Genomic DNA, 15,316 nt, shown 5'->3' with positions numbered 1-15,316 from the left:
GTGTAACATAAAATGAAGAAACAATCCCAGCTCTGAGAATCAGCTCGGAGCTGGGATTGTCCCCTATACGCTGTTATGTTTGATATGTTTGAAGGTTATGACGGGTAGTGTCAACAGTTTTTCGCACTTTGGTCTGCAGGCTCTGGGATGAATGAAGTCAGCCAGCAATGGAGGTGTCCTCAAGGGTCGCCTCCAGATGCTTCATATTCATGTACTTCTTGTTGCCCCACTGGGTGCCAGCCACATGGCGCAGCCGGGCACAGACCAGCATGAGGGCAGAGTTGCCGTCCGGGAAGCTTCCAACCACACGGGTGCGGCGGCGGATCTCCCGGTTTAGCCTCTCAATAACGTTGTTGGTACGAATACGGGTCCAGTGTTCGCTGGGTAAATCACAGTAGGTCAACGTTTCCTCAATACCATTCTCCACCTTCTTGGCGGCCTCCTTCAGTTTCATGGAGCGCAGTTCCTCCACTACGGCCTTAGCTTTTTCTCGGGCAGCTTTCTTGCTCTCCTGAGCGTGGATGGCCTTGAGCATCTTAGCTACCAGCTTCACCTTGGAGCGAGGCGTTACGGAGAAAACATTGCGGTAGAAGTGGACAGTGCAGCCCTGGTATTTGGCCTCTGGGAACACTTCACCCACGGCCTCCAGCATACCGAGACACTTGTCGCCAACAATAAGTTGCACACCGTCCAAGCCTCGGCCACGGAGCCATTGAAAGAAACTGACCCAGCTGGCCTTGTCCTCTTTCATGCCCTCAGCAGCACCTAAAACCTCACGGTATCCATCCTCATTGACTGCAATCGCCACCAAAATTGCTACATTTTCAAACTCTCCACCCCAGTTTCGGCGCAGGTAGATCCCATCCACATAGACATACGGATAACGCCCACCTTGCAGGGGCCGGTTCCGCCAGTCTTCAATGTGGACATACGCTTTTTTATTCAGCTCACTGATGGTGGAGGGAGATACCTTGCTGCCCCACAAGGCCTCGGTGATGTCCTCCACACGCCGGACGGATACGCCTGCCAGGTACATTTCAATGAGAGCCTCTTCCACACTGCTCTCTCGGCGGCGATATCGTTCAATGATGGCAGTTTCAAAGGAGATTCCCTTGAGCTTAGGCATCTTGAGAGTGACCTCCCCGGAAGTGGTGGTGAGGTTTCGGATGTAGTGGCCGCTGCGGTAGCCTTGGCGCTGCTCGCTACGCTCGTACCGGGCCGCCTGAGTTAGCTTCTCCGCCTCGGCCTCCAGAAGCTCATTGAGCGTTTCCTCTACGCTTCCGCGTACAAGTTCCTTGAGCTGCCCCTTGATAACTTCCTCGTTTAGCTGTACAATCTTTTCAGACATGGTTTGCTGTCTCCTTTCAGAATGGTGTGTCGCAACTTCATTCTACCAGAGATCTGCAAGCCATGTCTTTTTTGTTTTTGCGAAACTTATTCTACCTTATCTTATGACGAGCTCTGTGTTTTATTTTGTATTCCACTGGATTTGACCCACATATCGGATTGGGAAGTGGCTGCTTTCCATTCATCCTTTCACATCTGCACTATGGCTATGTCCAAGTAGATGGCCGGTCGGCTGCATGGTCTTCCTCATTGCTGTCAGACGAAATGACTTGTATAGTGCCATTGGGACCAAACACAAACTCTCCACTTGTCCATTCATCTACATAGGAATTGGAGGCGTCGACTGTTGGATCTCCATGTATCATATTTTTCTGGCTCTCTTCGAATTCTTCCCGTGTTACCATTTCTCCCATATCTAAACCTGCTTTTTGACCATTCTTTACCATTTGTACATATTCTTCATAGGTAAAACCTCCGCTAAGATCTACCTCCCCGGTTGAAGAGCCACTGCTCGTATTGGTGCTGGGTTGGCTGGATGCTGTGGTTGTAGTAGTGGTTGAGGTGCTGTCACTGGACTGCTGCTTGAGAAGATACTCTACCAGACCTGGTGCTGCGGCTATGTCATGCCCCGTTTTACTTAAGTACTCCTCAAACAGATCTGCAGCGGACTCATTATCAAAAATACCTGGGATAGATAAAATAGCCGCGCCCATTGCGGATGCTGTGTCAGGATGATTCTCACGGAGATCTGCATAGATGGCTTCAAAATCAAAGTTCATATTGATTTCCGGTTTTTGAACTGTTTCTGGCATGACCGGCGGGCGGAGTTTTGTGCCGGTATCTGCATTGTTTTTCTCACCAGAATCTTTGACTGACAGCAATTCAGCCGTGGGTTCTTCTGCTTTCCCCTGTACTGCTTCCACTTTCTCTGTGGAGACGGTTTTTTCTCTGACCGGTGAAGCAGACTGGCTGCTGCAGAGCCAGACGCCACCACCGATGACCACAACAATCAGCGCGATCATGCCGCATATTTTAGTATTGAACTTTTTCATATGGTGCTCCATCTTCCTTCTTTAAACAAATCTTCCGGCTCTCAGAGAACCAGACGGATATTCTAGCTGCGTACACCAGTAAAGTGCTTTTTAAAATCCCTTTGGTTTTAAAAATTTAAAAAATTTTTTTTAGACAATACGCACCATTGTGCCTGCGGGTCTGACTGGCCATATTATTCCAAATATGCAGTCGGAAAATCATAAAATATATCCAGCTTTCTTGATATTTTTGAACTTTTATTTGAATCTAAATGACTTGGTCGGTAGTCTTGTCAAATTATGCAGTGATACCCTGAGCACCCTTCGAGAAGTATTCCAAGAACATATGAAAATTTCTCGAAGGGGCTCAGGGCATCAGGGGAAAACTGCAGTATTCTAAATAGCTGCTTTACTCAATCTGCAAAATATATCTGGGATTATTGGTTTATTTTAGAAAGTACCTGGACATGCTCTGCAAAATCCTTTAGAAACCACTGACCATTTTGACGGACTACAATATATTTACATTGCTGAGTCAACAGATGCAGCGGCGTATTGGCTGTTTGTACATAGTATGTTTCACGGGTGGTAACGATACACTGGTCGTTGTTTGTATAGTCTACCGACACGATTTCATAGGAGTCCAACAGTTCTTCAATTTTCTGCTGGACAAACTTCTGCTGCATGGTATAAATGGCGCTGCCCGACAGCAGATAGGGCTGAATATGACTAAAATTATTTTCTGTAACTGCGTCATCAAAGGCTTTCATATATGCTTCTACGACGGCCTCAGGACCATCAGAAAATAGGGAGGGGCCCTGCACATTGACCAACACATTAGGGGTATAGCTGTATTCGACTTTACCACCGTACTGACTGGAATTGTAGCCAACCAGCAGCTCAGAAGCATCAGTGACGGCTGCACCGCTGCCATCTTGGAACTCTAACATGTAAAGTTCCTTCTGCTGACGGTATACATCCTCATAGATGGCCTCCATGGAATCTACATGGTCCACCTGATAGTAGGAACCACCTGTCTGATTGGCGATACTCTGCACTGAACTATAATCATTTCCGCCGATGCCAATGATGAAAATGGGGACTTGGTATCGCTGAGCTATAGCAATGACATCATTGGCTGAGCAGCTACTGTAGTTATCCAGACCATCGGTAAAGGCAATTACACACTTGGCTCCAGGGCGTGCAGCTACACGGGTTACAGCGGTGTATAGTGCGTCATATAAGCTGGTCATATCGCCTGTGGTCAGACCATGGACCTGACTGCTTAACAGCTGTGCATCGTCAGTAAATTCCTGTTCCAAATAGACACCATCGCTGAAAGTGGTTAGTTCTACCAAATCTCCCGCTGAAAATTGGACACTGTGAATAAAACTGGTCATAATGTCTTTCGCCTCTTGCAGCGGTGCGCCACTCATGCTGCCGCTGACATCGGCGACCATGTCAATGTTCAGGGCTTCCAACTCATTGAGCTGGGAAACGTTGAGAATTTGCTGGGAAATATAGTTGCGGTTTGCGTCCTGCTTTCGGACATAGAAGAAGTTATCTTCCAGAGAATCTGGAACCTGTCCGGTGAGCGGGTCTTCAATCTGTAAATAGAGTTTGACATTGGGGTAATCTGTGGCATCCACTTGCTGCACTAGCAACTGCAGAATTTGAGCCGGATCCACATAGGGGGCCGTAATATTATCCAGCATGGATAGCGCGTCTTCTAGCTGATCATAAGATCCATCCGAAGCTATTTGCTGCAAAGTGGCCATCCAAGTATCATATTCAGCTTTATCTTGGATGTCAGCCTGAGCCATGTTGATGGCCTGATACTGCTGCAACCGACTACCCACATAGTCCCGGTTCTCATTCTGTAGCGCTGCCAATCCCGCTTTTGCCTGGTTAAGTATCGTCTGGGCTTTGTCGGGGTCCTGCTGGACTTCGACGGCGTTGGAAAGAGTCTCCAGTTGCTGTTCCAATGTCCCATAAGAACTGGTTTTATAGCACTGCTCCAATTCAGCGGCCAGCGTCTTGTACTGGCTGTCCAGCTGATCCAGTTGAGTGCGGCAACTTTGAGCATCTGTATCCGTCTCGGTCATCTGTGCCAACAGCGTTCTCTTTTTCTCCAGATCAAAGAAAGAAAGTGCCTGCCATGCTTCCTCCAACTGATCGGCTTGGGCATTACAAATTGCAATGTCACTTTGCGCAATAGATTCCGTCCGCATATTCCACTCCTGATTCAGTTGGTTGTTCTGCATGCGCAGATAGAACCAACCACCAACAGCTACTAGAGCCACCAAAGCAGTACAAATTGCCATCCGCACACCCAGGGCTTTTTTGGAGAGGTGTGGACGGGCAGGAACTGCTGGTTCCTGTATGAGGGGGTCTTCACATATTGGAATAGAAGATTCTACGGTATTGGTCGGATTTTCAGATTCTAAAGGAATGACGGGAGCACCACAATTCCCACAAAATTTTGCGTTGTCTTCCACAACAGCGCCGCATACACCACAATACATCATTATCCCTGCTTTCTGTCTTTCTTTTGGATTCGGTTAATTGGTTCGCTCTTTTAGCGCCTGAAACCCCAGTCCCTGAGCGACACCGGAGGCATCGGCTTTGGCCCATTGACTGGCAAGCGTACCATCCACCGCTTTTTGACGCATGACATCCACTGTATGGAAGCCGTGCTCAATGATGATGCCGCTTACTTGTACTCCTGCGGCGCCACGCAACACGCCGTAGTAATCCGCTCCTTCCTGATTGAGCCGGTACACTACTGTGCCAGACAATTCGACGCTGTCATTGAGCGAGGTGGACCAGGCTTGCAGCGCCCCCAGGGTACCGGGCGAAAAGGCTAGACGATCCGCAATACCGCACGCCAGATTGGCTTGGGCAAGCTGTGCTCCGATGGCGTTGGCAATGGCAATCGCCTGCTCAGATTCGGCAGCCACGGTATTGACAATCAGGAGCGGCTTGGTAATGGATGTGGGTTGCGCCCAGGTAGGATAACCATTGGCATCGTTCTCATTAGCATTTGTATGGAGAGAGAGAAATAAGTCACTGTCCTTTTGGGCACTGTATGCGCCGCGCAAGCTGATAAAGCCACTGTCCAATTCCCAATTTGTGTACCCATCGAGGGTAATGGAATCAGTTTCTCGCGTCAGATAGGAGTCGATGCCGTATTCCGTTCGCAGGCATTCTCGCAATGCCAGGGCAATTTGTAAAACAAATAGCCCTTCGCCATATCCATCGGCCTCCGGTGTCAGTAGCTGGCTACCATCATCAAAATGGCCGGGGTCAATGCAGACCATCACATTACTGGCCGGAATAGATACACCTTCCATGGCGCGGTACCGGTCGGAATTAGCAACTGTAATATCGACGCGGTATTCAAATTGTACCGGTTCGGAGGTTTCCAATATGTCCATTAGCCGATAGGATGTACCATCCGAAAGTCCGTCAGAGGAACATGTGCCTACTGCAATCCATGAACTTTGTGTGTCTCCAACTGCTCGTTTTTTTAGCTGGTACTCCTGGACTACTTCATCCCAGCTGTCACTCCAGGTAAGCTCTATGGATTGACGGCTGGTCCGGGAAAAGGACAGATCTGCCACCTGTACCGGTGTTTGGTCTATACAAAGTCGTTGGGATTCTTCTTGCTGTAATGCTTGTAACGGCAGTCGTTGTTCTGTACGTTCAGCGTTGCTATCCGAAGAAACTTTATCTGCTATAGGACGTAGCGGCATCAGGAAGGCAATGGCTCCCAACAGACTGGCTGCCCCAATCCCCAGTACAACGACGCAGCCGATTTTATGTTTCATCACGATTCACTCTCTCTATGTTGCGTGCCTTTCTATGACTCAATACATCGAAAGGTATCCCTCTGTATCTAAAAAAACATTGCAAATTTACGACTGTAGTACCCCATAAACCTGCTGCGATATCTCCACGATTTTAGCGGCTGCACCGCTATCCGTATAGGGATCGTTGCAGATTACGCAGATAATGTAGTCTGTTTTCGGCCCTAGCACAATACCCACATCACCGCAGCTGAGCCCGGACAGATCACCAGTCTTGTGAGCCACTTCCGTTCCATTGGGAATACCAGCCGGGATACGGTTATTGACCTGCTGCCCCTTCAAATGCTCCAGCATGATGGACGAATACTCCGCATTGACACACGTTCCGGTATAGATTGCCTTCAGTATGGCTGCACAATCAGCGGCAGAAACGTAGTTCTGCAATCCATTATCTTCCAACATCAAGCGGTTGAGTTCCGTATGCGTACAGCCCAACGACTTTGCAAACGCATTGACGGCATCCATACCTTTTACCGCATCGCCGCCGCCCAGGAGCTTTGTCAGACGGTTAGAAGCGCTGTTGTCGCTAATGGTAATCATGGAATGGACATCGGCATCCACCTGGGATTCGGTCAGCGTCCCGGCCTCTACCTGCTCATAAACGGCGCCCATAATAAACAGTTTTATGAGGCTGGCCGATACCATCTTACCGTCTGCCGGCAGCTGATGCGCGGCAGAGGCAATCTCACCGGTGGTCAGATCTTCCACATAAACATCCCATCGGCTGGACAGCCCCTCCAACGCGGTATCCAACGCCTGCTGCAGTGCGCTGTCCGTCTGAACAGGCGCATTGCTGTCCTCTTGCCCAGCAAAAAATTGATCAAGGCCGTTGGCCATGCCCTCCGCCAATTTTTGCTGATATGCAGCAGTGGCCAGATTGTGGTCTTCTGTCTCATTGGTCATGTATCCCATTTCTACAATGGAAACCGGAACTTGCGCATGATTGATTCCGCTCATGGTATCCGTTTCCCACACCGATTGCCGATTGGCGCCGGTGGCCGCTACCATGCCATCCAGCAATGCGTCAGCCAGGGCGCGGCTTTGTGGATACAATACACTGTTATACGGATTGTCCGGCGTCATACACAGCGTCATAATACCATTCACAGATGGGTCTTCTGAGCCATTGGCATGAATACGGATAAATGCATCTGCTCCAGCCTCATTGGCCATGGCTGCCCGCTCCATATTGGAAATGGAAACGTCGTTGGACTCCCGGATCATCAGCACTTCATAGCCGCGATCTTCCAATTCTTCACGCAGCAGGGTAGCAACAGTCAGATTGAGCTCATACTCTGCCAGCCCGGTAAACCGACCCTGTGTGCCGCTGCTGACCTTGGCCTTTTGCTCAGAAGCACCGGGACCGATGGGCTCCGTGCTGTAGTCTCCCTTAGCCTGATGGCCGGCATCTATGGCAATGAGGAGCTTTTCTGGTTCCGGCATAGCCGCCGGCTCCTGTGGCTCTGACGGCGCTCCGGTTTCTTCCGCTGGCTGGGATACCGGTCCCGTTTCCAACGCCTCTGGCTCCAGCAGAGGCAGCTCCGGTACGCGAGAGCCTGCCTCCACAATCTCCGGCTCAGACGGACGACAGCCTGTCAACAAACAGCATAAGAGCAGAATACTGCTGAATACGCCAATTCCTTTTCTCATAGCAACCTCATATCCTGTTTCAATAGTAGGAACCGCCAAACTTCTCCTTTTCATATTGCTGGAGCAGCTGGACATTTTTCAATTCATAGTCGTTGAAATAGATACTGGTATTTCGGTCAAAAACCTGGGGTTCAATGGTTCCCTGATACCAGTCCTTTTCTTCAAAATAGCTGGCAATCTCTTCGGTGGTAAATATTCTGCCATGGCGGGCATAGATTTCATTTCTGGCCAGACAGCATTCCTCATGGGTTAGAGACTCCAAATCCGCCTCTGTCAGATAGCGCTGGTTGCTTTCCGGCAGAATATAGTTATCCTGGGGTTCTTCTCGTGTAAAGACCTGACCGTCAATATGAATCAAATCAGGCATATTCACTGGAATCCACAGCGTGTGAACCTCTTCGGACCCACGCCGCACAAATTCGGCTTTCAAATCTGTTGTAATACCATCTCCTTCGGCAGTAACCAAAAAACAGTCCTCATCTAAACTGTAGGGATAGCCTTCTTCACTGTACCACACTCCGTAGTGGTATTCGGGCAGGGGCGTATAGGCAGTAAAATCCGTTTGGTCAGCTGGTTCCGTCTGCTCTGGCACGGCAGGCTCTGGATCTGCCGGTGCAGTTTGCGCGGGATCTGAAGAATCCGCGCCAGATTCTTCTTGCTGCTCCATCAGAAAATCGTCCGGATATTCAAATTCTTGAAATTCAATTTTTTTGATGTTCCCCGGGAAAATGCCGGTTGTGAAATTAGCTTTTGTGGACAGGGTAACTGTTTGTCCGTTCACAGTGAACTGATAGTCGCACTGCACATTTTCGTACTCCAGCTGCAGCCCATCCTGTTTCGGCGCTGCGGCGGGCGTCTGCACTGTCGCAGTGACGGTGAATTGTTCTTCCAGACTGGTGTCCTGCTGGATTTGCTCAATAACCCAGTCACACGCCCATTGAGATGTGAGAACGGATTCCGGCATCATATATGGAAAATAATAGAGCTTTCCAAACAGTAAGAATGCTACAACACAAACTGCTGCAATACCGATCAGTATAAGCGGTTTGCGGCTGCGTTTGATAGCCGGCATCGGAGTGGCCATCGCAGGCGGTGTGGGCGGTGCAGACGGTGTGGGGGGAGCAGACGGCGTTGGGGGAGTAGGAGGCGTGGCCGCTGCTGCTGGCGGCTGCACAGACTCCTCAATACATTTTGCGCCGCACATTCCACAGAATTTTTCTCCGCCGTTGAGTTTTGCACCACATTTTCTGCAAAAGTTGTTCATTATGACTCTCTTCCTCTCTAAAAATTTTCCGAGCATTCTGCCAGTATTCTGCACTGATTATAACAAATTCCACCATCATCTGTAAATATATCCTAACGCTTTATTGAAATGAATGTTTACAATTTTTTCTTTCAATGATATAATTTTCCTGAATCAAATAGAAAGAGAAAGGATGTCAATTATGGCTAATTTTTGTACAAACTGTGGCCGCCCACTTACTGATGGCGTACCTTGCCCCTGCACGCAGGCAAATGCCTACACTGCTGACACGGTACAAAACCAAACTCCGCCATCACCCGAGCCGACTACAGCTACATCGGCTCCAATGCAAGCCGCTGCGCCTTCGCTGATCTCTGACTTTACGAATTTCCTGAAGTCGTATTTTCGTGATCCAGCTCAAACGGTTCGGCAATTTACAGCCGCCCGCAACAGTAAACTTGCGATTGTTTGGGCGGTACTCTTCTGCTTTGTCAACGGATTGCTCCTCAGCGTTCAAATGTACACCATCTTTGATCCTGTCGATACGATGCTGAAACGAGCCGGAAACAACATTGCAATGGACATTTCACCCGTATTGCAGTTTGGCGATGGCGTTCTGATTGGCATTTGTGCGCTGCTGCTTACAATCCTGGTCCTTTTCCTGCTGATCAAGCTTTCCCGCGGCACGGATTCGTTTGCTTCTGTGGCCTTGGCCGTTTGCTACAGTACGCCGTACCCGACAGCGCTGTTCCTGCTGGCCTGCATCTTCGTTTTGTTTGGCTGGACAGTTGCCGCTCTGCTTGTGATTGGGCTGGCACTGATTCTCTGGATTGTTATGGTGCTGTTTTTGCACAATGAAGTTTACCGGCAGACGTTTTCCGGCCTCACCATGGTCCTTTCGGCGATTCTGCTTCTGGCCATGCTTTCGGCGCAGTTTACGTTTTCTTTCCAACGCATCAAACACAGCATTGTTTCCGTAGAATTTAATGGATATTCCTTGGAGGAAGTGGTGGATGATCTGACTGATCAGTGGGATGATATGATGGAAGAGTACGATATGCAGGATACCAACATTCTTGCAGAATTTATTGAGGAAGCGGTCTACGATCTGGTGTGGTAAACATCTGCACAAAAAAATTTTAAAATAACGCAACGTCATAAAACCAAACTGTCTCTCAATGACTCTTACCAATGTGAGCCAAAGTGCTCACCCCAACGGAGACCGGCCAACACCAAAAATCTGGAAGGCGAGCTTCTTATGAATGCCGTTCCTTCAAAAAGTCAGTATTTGCGGCCGTCTCCGTTGGTGAAATCTGAAAAGGAGAGAGTCTAAATGAAAAAGAACAGAAGAATTTTATGTACGCTGCTGGCCTGCGTGGCTCTGGCAGGCATCACACCGGTACATGCTGCGGAGCAAACAGTTTTTTCTGATTGCTTCAGTATAGAGCACGACGCACCCAAGATACCCCTGGAAGACAAGTATCTGCTTAGCTGGGGTACTGCGGACTATCTCGGTGAGTCGTTCTATTTTGAGGATACCTTCCACTATGCGATGGAGGAAGGTCAGCAGATTACCGTGACCAATACAAACCCGAATGACGCCAACTCTGTATATGTTTACTGTGAAGTTTTTCATCCGCAATCTTCTCTGGTAAACCAGGAAGGACAGACAGAGAGTATTCCCGGCGGATACTTTATGGACATTGATAAAGACACATATGTTCTGTCCTCCAGCGGACAGTGGCGTACTGTCCCAAGAGGCTACTATCTTCTCGGCGCCGCCATGGAAACTGACGGTCTGCTGTCTGCGGGAGAGTCTGTGACCTTTTCCATGCCGGATGCCGGAACGGATTCCATCTATCTGCTTTACACCTTTTATGTAGACCCTGCCGTAACCGACACCTCTACTAAGCATTATACAAAGTACCAGTATAACGCCTACCGATATACAGAGCCCTCTTCCGGTATCTTCTCTGATGTATCCACCAGCGCGTATTACTATGATGCCGTCGTCTGGGCAGTGGAAAACGGAATCGCCAATGGTACCAGCGCTGCAAAATTTTCTCCGTCGTCGCCAGTCACACGCGCCCAGGCAGCGACTTTCTTGTGGCGGGCCGCCGGTTCTCCGGAACCCTTGTCCAGTGTGAGCCCCTTTTCGGATGTAACCGATGAAACAGCGTACTACTACAAGGCAGTTCTGTGGGCGGCGGAACAGGGCATTGTCGGTGGTGTTGGCAATGGTCGATTCAGTACAGAGGGAATCCTGACATATGAGCAGATTCTTGCCATGCTTTGCCGTGCGGATGGTGGAGCGGCGTCGGGCAGCGATTGGTCCGAGGCGGCGATTCGTTGGGCGGCTGAGCATGGAGTGACGGATGGTTTGAAGTTTTCGGCTACAGAAACTTGTCCCCGTTCCGATGTAATTTACTGTCTGTGGAAGTAATGGACAGCGTGTAGTATTGGCAGCGGCGATATGCCACTGTCTGAGCCACGGTCGATAACGTGACTTAATCCGGTTATTGACCGAGGCTTGAACGTATCGTTTTGACGGAAATTACATTGAGAATGAGAGGATAAGTGAAATGAGAAAAAAGTTTGGCACGCTTTTTTTAGTAATCACATTGACACTGCTCCTGTGTTCTGCTGCGGCTATGGATGCATATGCACTGTCTATGGCAGACATCGGAGATGGCTATCTCTCCGATTGGGAAGAGTATGGCAAGCCGGAAACCGGACTGATTCTATTCAATGAAGGCACATATATTCTGGACCCGAAATATGGATTGCGGGATGCACAGGGAAAGTCAATTCTTGCACCTGTCTACGAGTCGATTCAATACGCTGCAGGCAAGTTGATTGTCAGTCGTTTTGGTCGTCAGACCTACAATGGGCCTGTATCTGAGTACGCTATAATGGATCTGCAGGGCAACATTCTCTATGGCTTTTCAGAAAGCAGCATTGAACTGGTGGACCAAGCGCGCGGACTTTTTGCAATCGGACCATGGGAGTTCGGTGTTGGCAGTAAGCTGCAGTTGTATGATTCCAATCTCAACCTGCTGATACCGAATGTCTTTCAGGAAATTGAGCCCCGTGGGGAGGAATACCCTAATGACTATTGGCTCACGACCTACGACAGCAATAACGTATCCCGGCTTGGGCTATATCGATACGGGGTCGGTATGATCTTCCCGTGCAAATACAGATCAATTTATACGCTAGATCAAAACCTGTATGGTGTACGGAACGACAATAACCAATGGGGTGTCATTACGGAAAAAAGTCAACAAATTTTGCCGTTCGCTTATTATTCTATTGAAGACTATCAAAATGGATACTTTATTGTTTCGCAAATGTGCTCGGAGCGTCAACGGTATGGCATCGTAGACAGCAACAACCAGATTGTCATTCCAATAGAATATGACTCCGCACGTTTTCTGGATAACGGTAATGCGCGTGTCGGAATGAAGACAGGGGAAACGGTTTTCAGCGGTGTATATATCAATGATTGGCCACTCTATGATGATGTATATGCCTATACCGATATAGAATTGGAAAAGCCGCCCTTTGCAGATGTGGCGATTTCCACCTATTTTTGTGAACCGGTACAATGGGCGGTAGACCAGAATATTGCTGCGGGTACGTCGGCCAATTTGTTTTCCCCCAATGCCGACTGCACACAGGCACAGATTCTGACCTTCCTCTGGCGAGCCAGCGGTTCTCCCGTACCGGCAACGGAAAATCCCTTTGCAAACATCAAGAACACCGACTATTATTACAACGCGGTTGTCTGGGCGTATGAGCAAGGTATACTTACCGATACAACGTTCCAACCAGATACACCGTGTACACGCAGCACCACAATGCTGTATTTATGGAAATGGTCTGGCGCTCCTATGCCTACAACAGCGTGTGTATTTCGCGATGTAGTAGAGGAGGCTCCCTATTGTGATGCGGTAGCGTGGGCGGCTGAGTCTGGTATTTCTGTGGGTACTGGTGCTGACCGGTTTGAACCGGAACAGATATGCAGCAGGGCGCAGATTATCACATTCCTGTATCGTGCTATGAGTGTATAAACAGAGGCCGACAGGGAAATTGAGGGCGGCGCTCAGCATAGCTGCGGTTGCTATCACTTGACATTTTTAGGTGGGCCGATATAATTGATTTACATTATACGGTAAACTTCTGATTGCGGAGACAGTAAACGAAAAAACTACGTCGGGGAATTGCTGATCCGCGTCAGAAAATCTATAAAAATGGAATGATAGCATGAAAGAGATAGAAACGCTCGTTGTCCAGGCTCAAAATGGCGATGTGGATGCCATGGGGGAGCTGTACCAGCAAACAAGTCCGCGTGTTTTTGCCTTGGCGCTTCGTCTGACGAAAAATCGTGAGCAAGCGATGGATGTGGTGCAGGAAACATATCTGTCTGCTATGCAGAATATCCAGAAGCTGCAACATCCTGAGGCATTGATGAGTTGGCTGTACCAGATTGCCGCGCATCAATGCCATCGCCTATATCACAAAGAGGGAAAATATGTCCTGACCAACCAAGAGGATGACAGCGGGACACCGTATTTTGAATCCCTGCCGGATCCCGATGAAGCCATTCTGCCCCATGTGGCAACAGAACAGGCAGATACCAGACGGCTGATGCTGGACTTGGTGGAGCGCCTGCCGGAGCAGCAGCGGGAATGTGTCTTGTTGTTCTATTTTTCCGGCTGTACTGTGGAGCAAATCGCGGAAATCCAGGATTGTTCCACTGGAACGGTCAAAAGCAGATTGAACTATGCCCGTAAGAAGCTGAAAGAAGAAATTGTGACCATTGAGGAGCGGGACCATGTGCGGTTCCATACCTTCCTGCCGCTCGGGCTGCTGTTCCGCTGTACGGCAGAAGAACTGCCGGCTCCATCGGTTTTCTCAGAACTTTGGCAGAAGGTCGGTACGGAGTTGGGGCTGTCTACGGCTGCCGCCGCCACCGGCGCAGCGGCCACGGCGGCTGGCGGGCAGGGAGCTGCCGGAGGTACGACGGCTGCAGCAACGGCTAAAACTACGGCGGCAACGGCGATCAAAGTCAAACTGGCCGCCGGAATTACCGCCGGCGCCGTAGTCATCGGTGGCGGCGCCGCCGCTATACTGCACGAACCGGCGTTGGACTTTGCGGACCCAGCCATGGAGCACAATGTCCGTTTGCTGCTGGATAAACCCACCGGCGCATTGCATACGGATGATTTGGAAAAATTCTATTCCCTTTTTTTGGTGGATAATGGAATTTCTCTGGAATGGAGCGAGGATGGCGCAGCACCGGAAGGAAGCCAGTCACTGTCTAGCTTGGAGGATTTGGCGCTTTTTTCCAATCTGAGAAATCTGCACTATCAGATGTCTGATGGCGGTGCGCTGTTGCAAACCTTACCCGATGATATGTCAGTGCTCAGCTTTAATACCAACTCAATCATGGGGCTGGATACAGCCATAGTAGACTTGTCTTTTTTGGATAGCTTTCCAGAGCTGCAACAATGCTCGGTCGATATTTCACCAGAAACCGATCTGACACCCTTGGAATCCAAAGTTACACTCCATTCTCTGTACTTTAGCTTTACAGGAGATCATACTTTGGACATATCCCAGCTGACCAATCTGTACTCGCTGTCTTTTGACAATAACTTGGAATTAAATACAATTACCTTATATTCTGACGCTGTTTTGCCGAATTTGCGGACATTAAATTCGTATGATACCTATGACATTACAAAATCACCGGAGATGCTGTCCTGCTTGCCGTCGCTGGAATCGTTGGATATTCATATTGATACCCAGACGGATCTGAGCTTGCTGGCCCAGTTGCCGGAGTTGCGTCTGTTGAGACTGTATCCTGCTCCGGGTACTGTCATGGAACGGATAGACTTGACACCTCTGCTGGATTGCCCCAGCCTGGAACTCTGCAATATTTCGTATCTTCCACCAAACTTCATTGTCCCGTCAGAGCTGCCGCTGGAGGTAGGAGAGTGGTCCAGAGCAGATGCCTTACAAAAAGAAATACTGAACGAGATATCCTGAGAAAAATTTAGGGCAGCACCGCACAATTGCTGAGGCAAGCGCTGTCGAATCACCCATCAGGCAGGAAACCATAGGCTTCCCGGCGCATTTCTTCGCGAGAGCGCACAACTTCAAGCCGCCAG

General features: G+C 49.3%; 10 protein-coding genes. 4 read left to right on the top strand and 6 right to left on the bottom strand.

Annotated features, from left to right (window positions below; genetic code table 11):
• Nucleotides 1-157: 157 nt before the first annotated feature.
• The 6 genes from ACTQ33_RS01850 to ACTQ33_RS01825 form a co-directional block, all read right to left on the bottom strand.
• Nucleotides 158-1,348, bottom strand: coding sequence for an IS256 family transposase (locus ACTQ33_RS01850; RefSeq protein ID WP_441461642.1), 1,191 nt, complete (start codon nt 1,346-1,348; stop codon nt 158-160).
• A 205-nt stretch (nt 1,349-1,553) separates the two neighbouring features.
• On the bottom strand, nt 1,554-2,399 hold the full coding sequence (locus ACTQ33_RS01845; protein WP_441461640.1) for a hypothetical protein: 846 nt from the start codon (nt 2,397-2,399) through the stop codon (nt 1,554-1,556).
• A gap of 416 nt (nt 2,400-2,815) precedes the next feature.
• Nucleotides 2,816-4,903 (bottom strand): VWA domain-containing protein, encoded by a 2,088-nt coding sequence (locus tag ACTQ33_RS01840; RefSeq protein WP_441462031.1) that lies wholly within the window; start codon nt 4,901-4,903, stop codon nt 2,816-2,818.
• Between the two features lie 36 nt (nt 4,904-4,939).
• Nucleotides 4,940-6,208, bottom strand: a complete 1,269-nt coding sequence (locus ACTQ33_RS01835) for an N-acetylmuramoyl-L-alanine amidase (protein WP_441461638.1) — start codon at nt 6,206-6,208, stop codon at nt 4,940-4,942.
• Nucleotides 6,209-6,295: 87 nt separating this feature from the next.
• Nucleotides 6,296-7,897, bottom strand: a complete 1,602-nt coding sequence (locus ACTQ33_RS01830; protein WP_441461636.1) for a serine hydrolase — start codon at nt 7,895-7,897, stop codon at nt 6,296-6,298.
• A 19-nt stretch (nt 7,898-7,916) separates the two neighbouring features.
• Nucleotides 7,917-9,161, bottom strand: a complete 1,245-nt coding sequence (locus tag ACTQ33_RS01825) for a YARHG domain-containing protein (RefSeq protein ID WP_441461634.1) — start codon at nt 9,159-9,161, stop codon at nt 7,917-7,919.
• 181 nt (nt 9,162-9,342) lie between these two features.
• Between ACTQ33_RS01825 and ACTQ33_RS01820 the strand changes: the two genes are divergently transcribed.
• From ACTQ33_RS01820 to ACTQ33_RS01805, 4 genes are all read left to right on the top strand, one after another.
• On the top strand, nt 9,343-10,260 hold the full coding sequence (locus ACTQ33_RS01820) for a hypothetical protein (RefSeq protein WP_441461632.1): 918 nt from the start codon (nt 9,343-9,345) through the stop codon (nt 10,258-10,260).
• A gap of 213 nt (nt 10,261-10,473) precedes the next feature.
• Complete coding sequence (locus ACTQ33_RS01815; RefSeq protein WP_441461630.1) at nt 10,474-11,583, top strand: S-layer homology domain-containing protein; 1,110 nt, start codon at nt 10,474-10,476, stop codon at nt 11,581-11,583.
• Between the two features lie 139 nt (nt 11,584-11,722).
• Complete coding sequence (locus ACTQ33_RS01810) at nt 11,723-13,213, top strand: S-layer homology domain-containing protein (RefSeq protein ID WP_441461628.1); 1,491 nt, start codon at nt 11,723-11,725, stop codon at nt 13,211-13,213.
• A gap of 193 nt (nt 13,214-13,406) precedes the next feature.
• Nucleotides 13,407-15,194: a sigma-70 family RNA polymerase sigma factor gene (locus ACTQ33_RS01805; protein WP_441461626.1), complete on the top strand. Its 1,788-nt coding sequence runs from the start codon at nt 13,407-13,409 to the stop codon at nt 15,192-15,194.
• Nucleotides 15,195-15,316 lie beyond the last annotated feature (122 nt).

Origin of the sequence: Candidatus Avoscillospira sp. LCP25S3_F1, from assembly GCF_052117125.1 — a bacterium.
Lineage (GTDB): Bacteria > Bacillota > Clostridia > Oscillospirales > Oscillospiraceae > Avoscillospira_A.
The sequence above is the reverse complement of the archived record's forward strand: the minus strand, read 5'-3'. Positions and strand labels throughout refer to the sequence as shown.

Coding starts and splice junctions, on each gene's coding strand:
- ACTQ33_RS01850 (WP_441461642.1), bottom strand. CDS start 1,348: ATGTCTGAAAAGATTGTACAGCTAAACGAGGAAGTTATCAAGGGGCAG.
- ACTQ33_RS01845 (WP_441461640.1), bottom strand. CDS start 2,399: ATGAAAAAGTTCAATACTAAAATATGCGGCATGATCGCGCTGATTGTT.
- ACTQ33_RS01840 (WP_441462031.1), bottom strand. CDS start 4,903: ATGTATTGTGGTGTATGCGGCGCTGTTGTGGAAGACAACGCAAAATTT.
- ACTQ33_RS01835 (WP_441461638.1), bottom strand. CDS start 6,208: ATGAAACATAAAATCGGCTGCGTCGTTGTACTGGGGATTGGGGCAGCC.
- ACTQ33_RS01830 (WP_441461636.1), bottom strand. CDS start 7,897: ATGAGAAAAGGAATTGGCGTATTCAGCAGTATTCTGCTCTTATGCTGT.
- ACTQ33_RS01825 (WP_441461634.1), bottom strand. CDS start 9,161: ATGAACAACTTTTGCAGAAAATGTGGTGCAAAACTCAACGGCGGAGAA.
- ACTQ33_RS01820 (WP_441461632.1), top strand. CDS start 9,343: ATGGCTAATTTTTGTACAAACTGTGGCCGCCCACTTACTGATGGCGTA.
- ACTQ33_RS01815 (WP_441461630.1), top strand. CDS start 10,474: ATGAAAAAGAACAGAAGAATTTTATGTACGCTGCTGGCCTGCGTGGCT.
- ACTQ33_RS01810 (WP_441461628.1), top strand. CDS start 11,723: ATGAGAAAAAAGTTTGGCACGCTTTTTTTAGTAATCACATTGACACTG.
- ACTQ33_RS01805 (WP_441461626.1), top strand. CDS start 13,407: ATGAAAGAGATAGAAACGCTCGTTGTCCAGGCTCAAAATGGCGATGTG.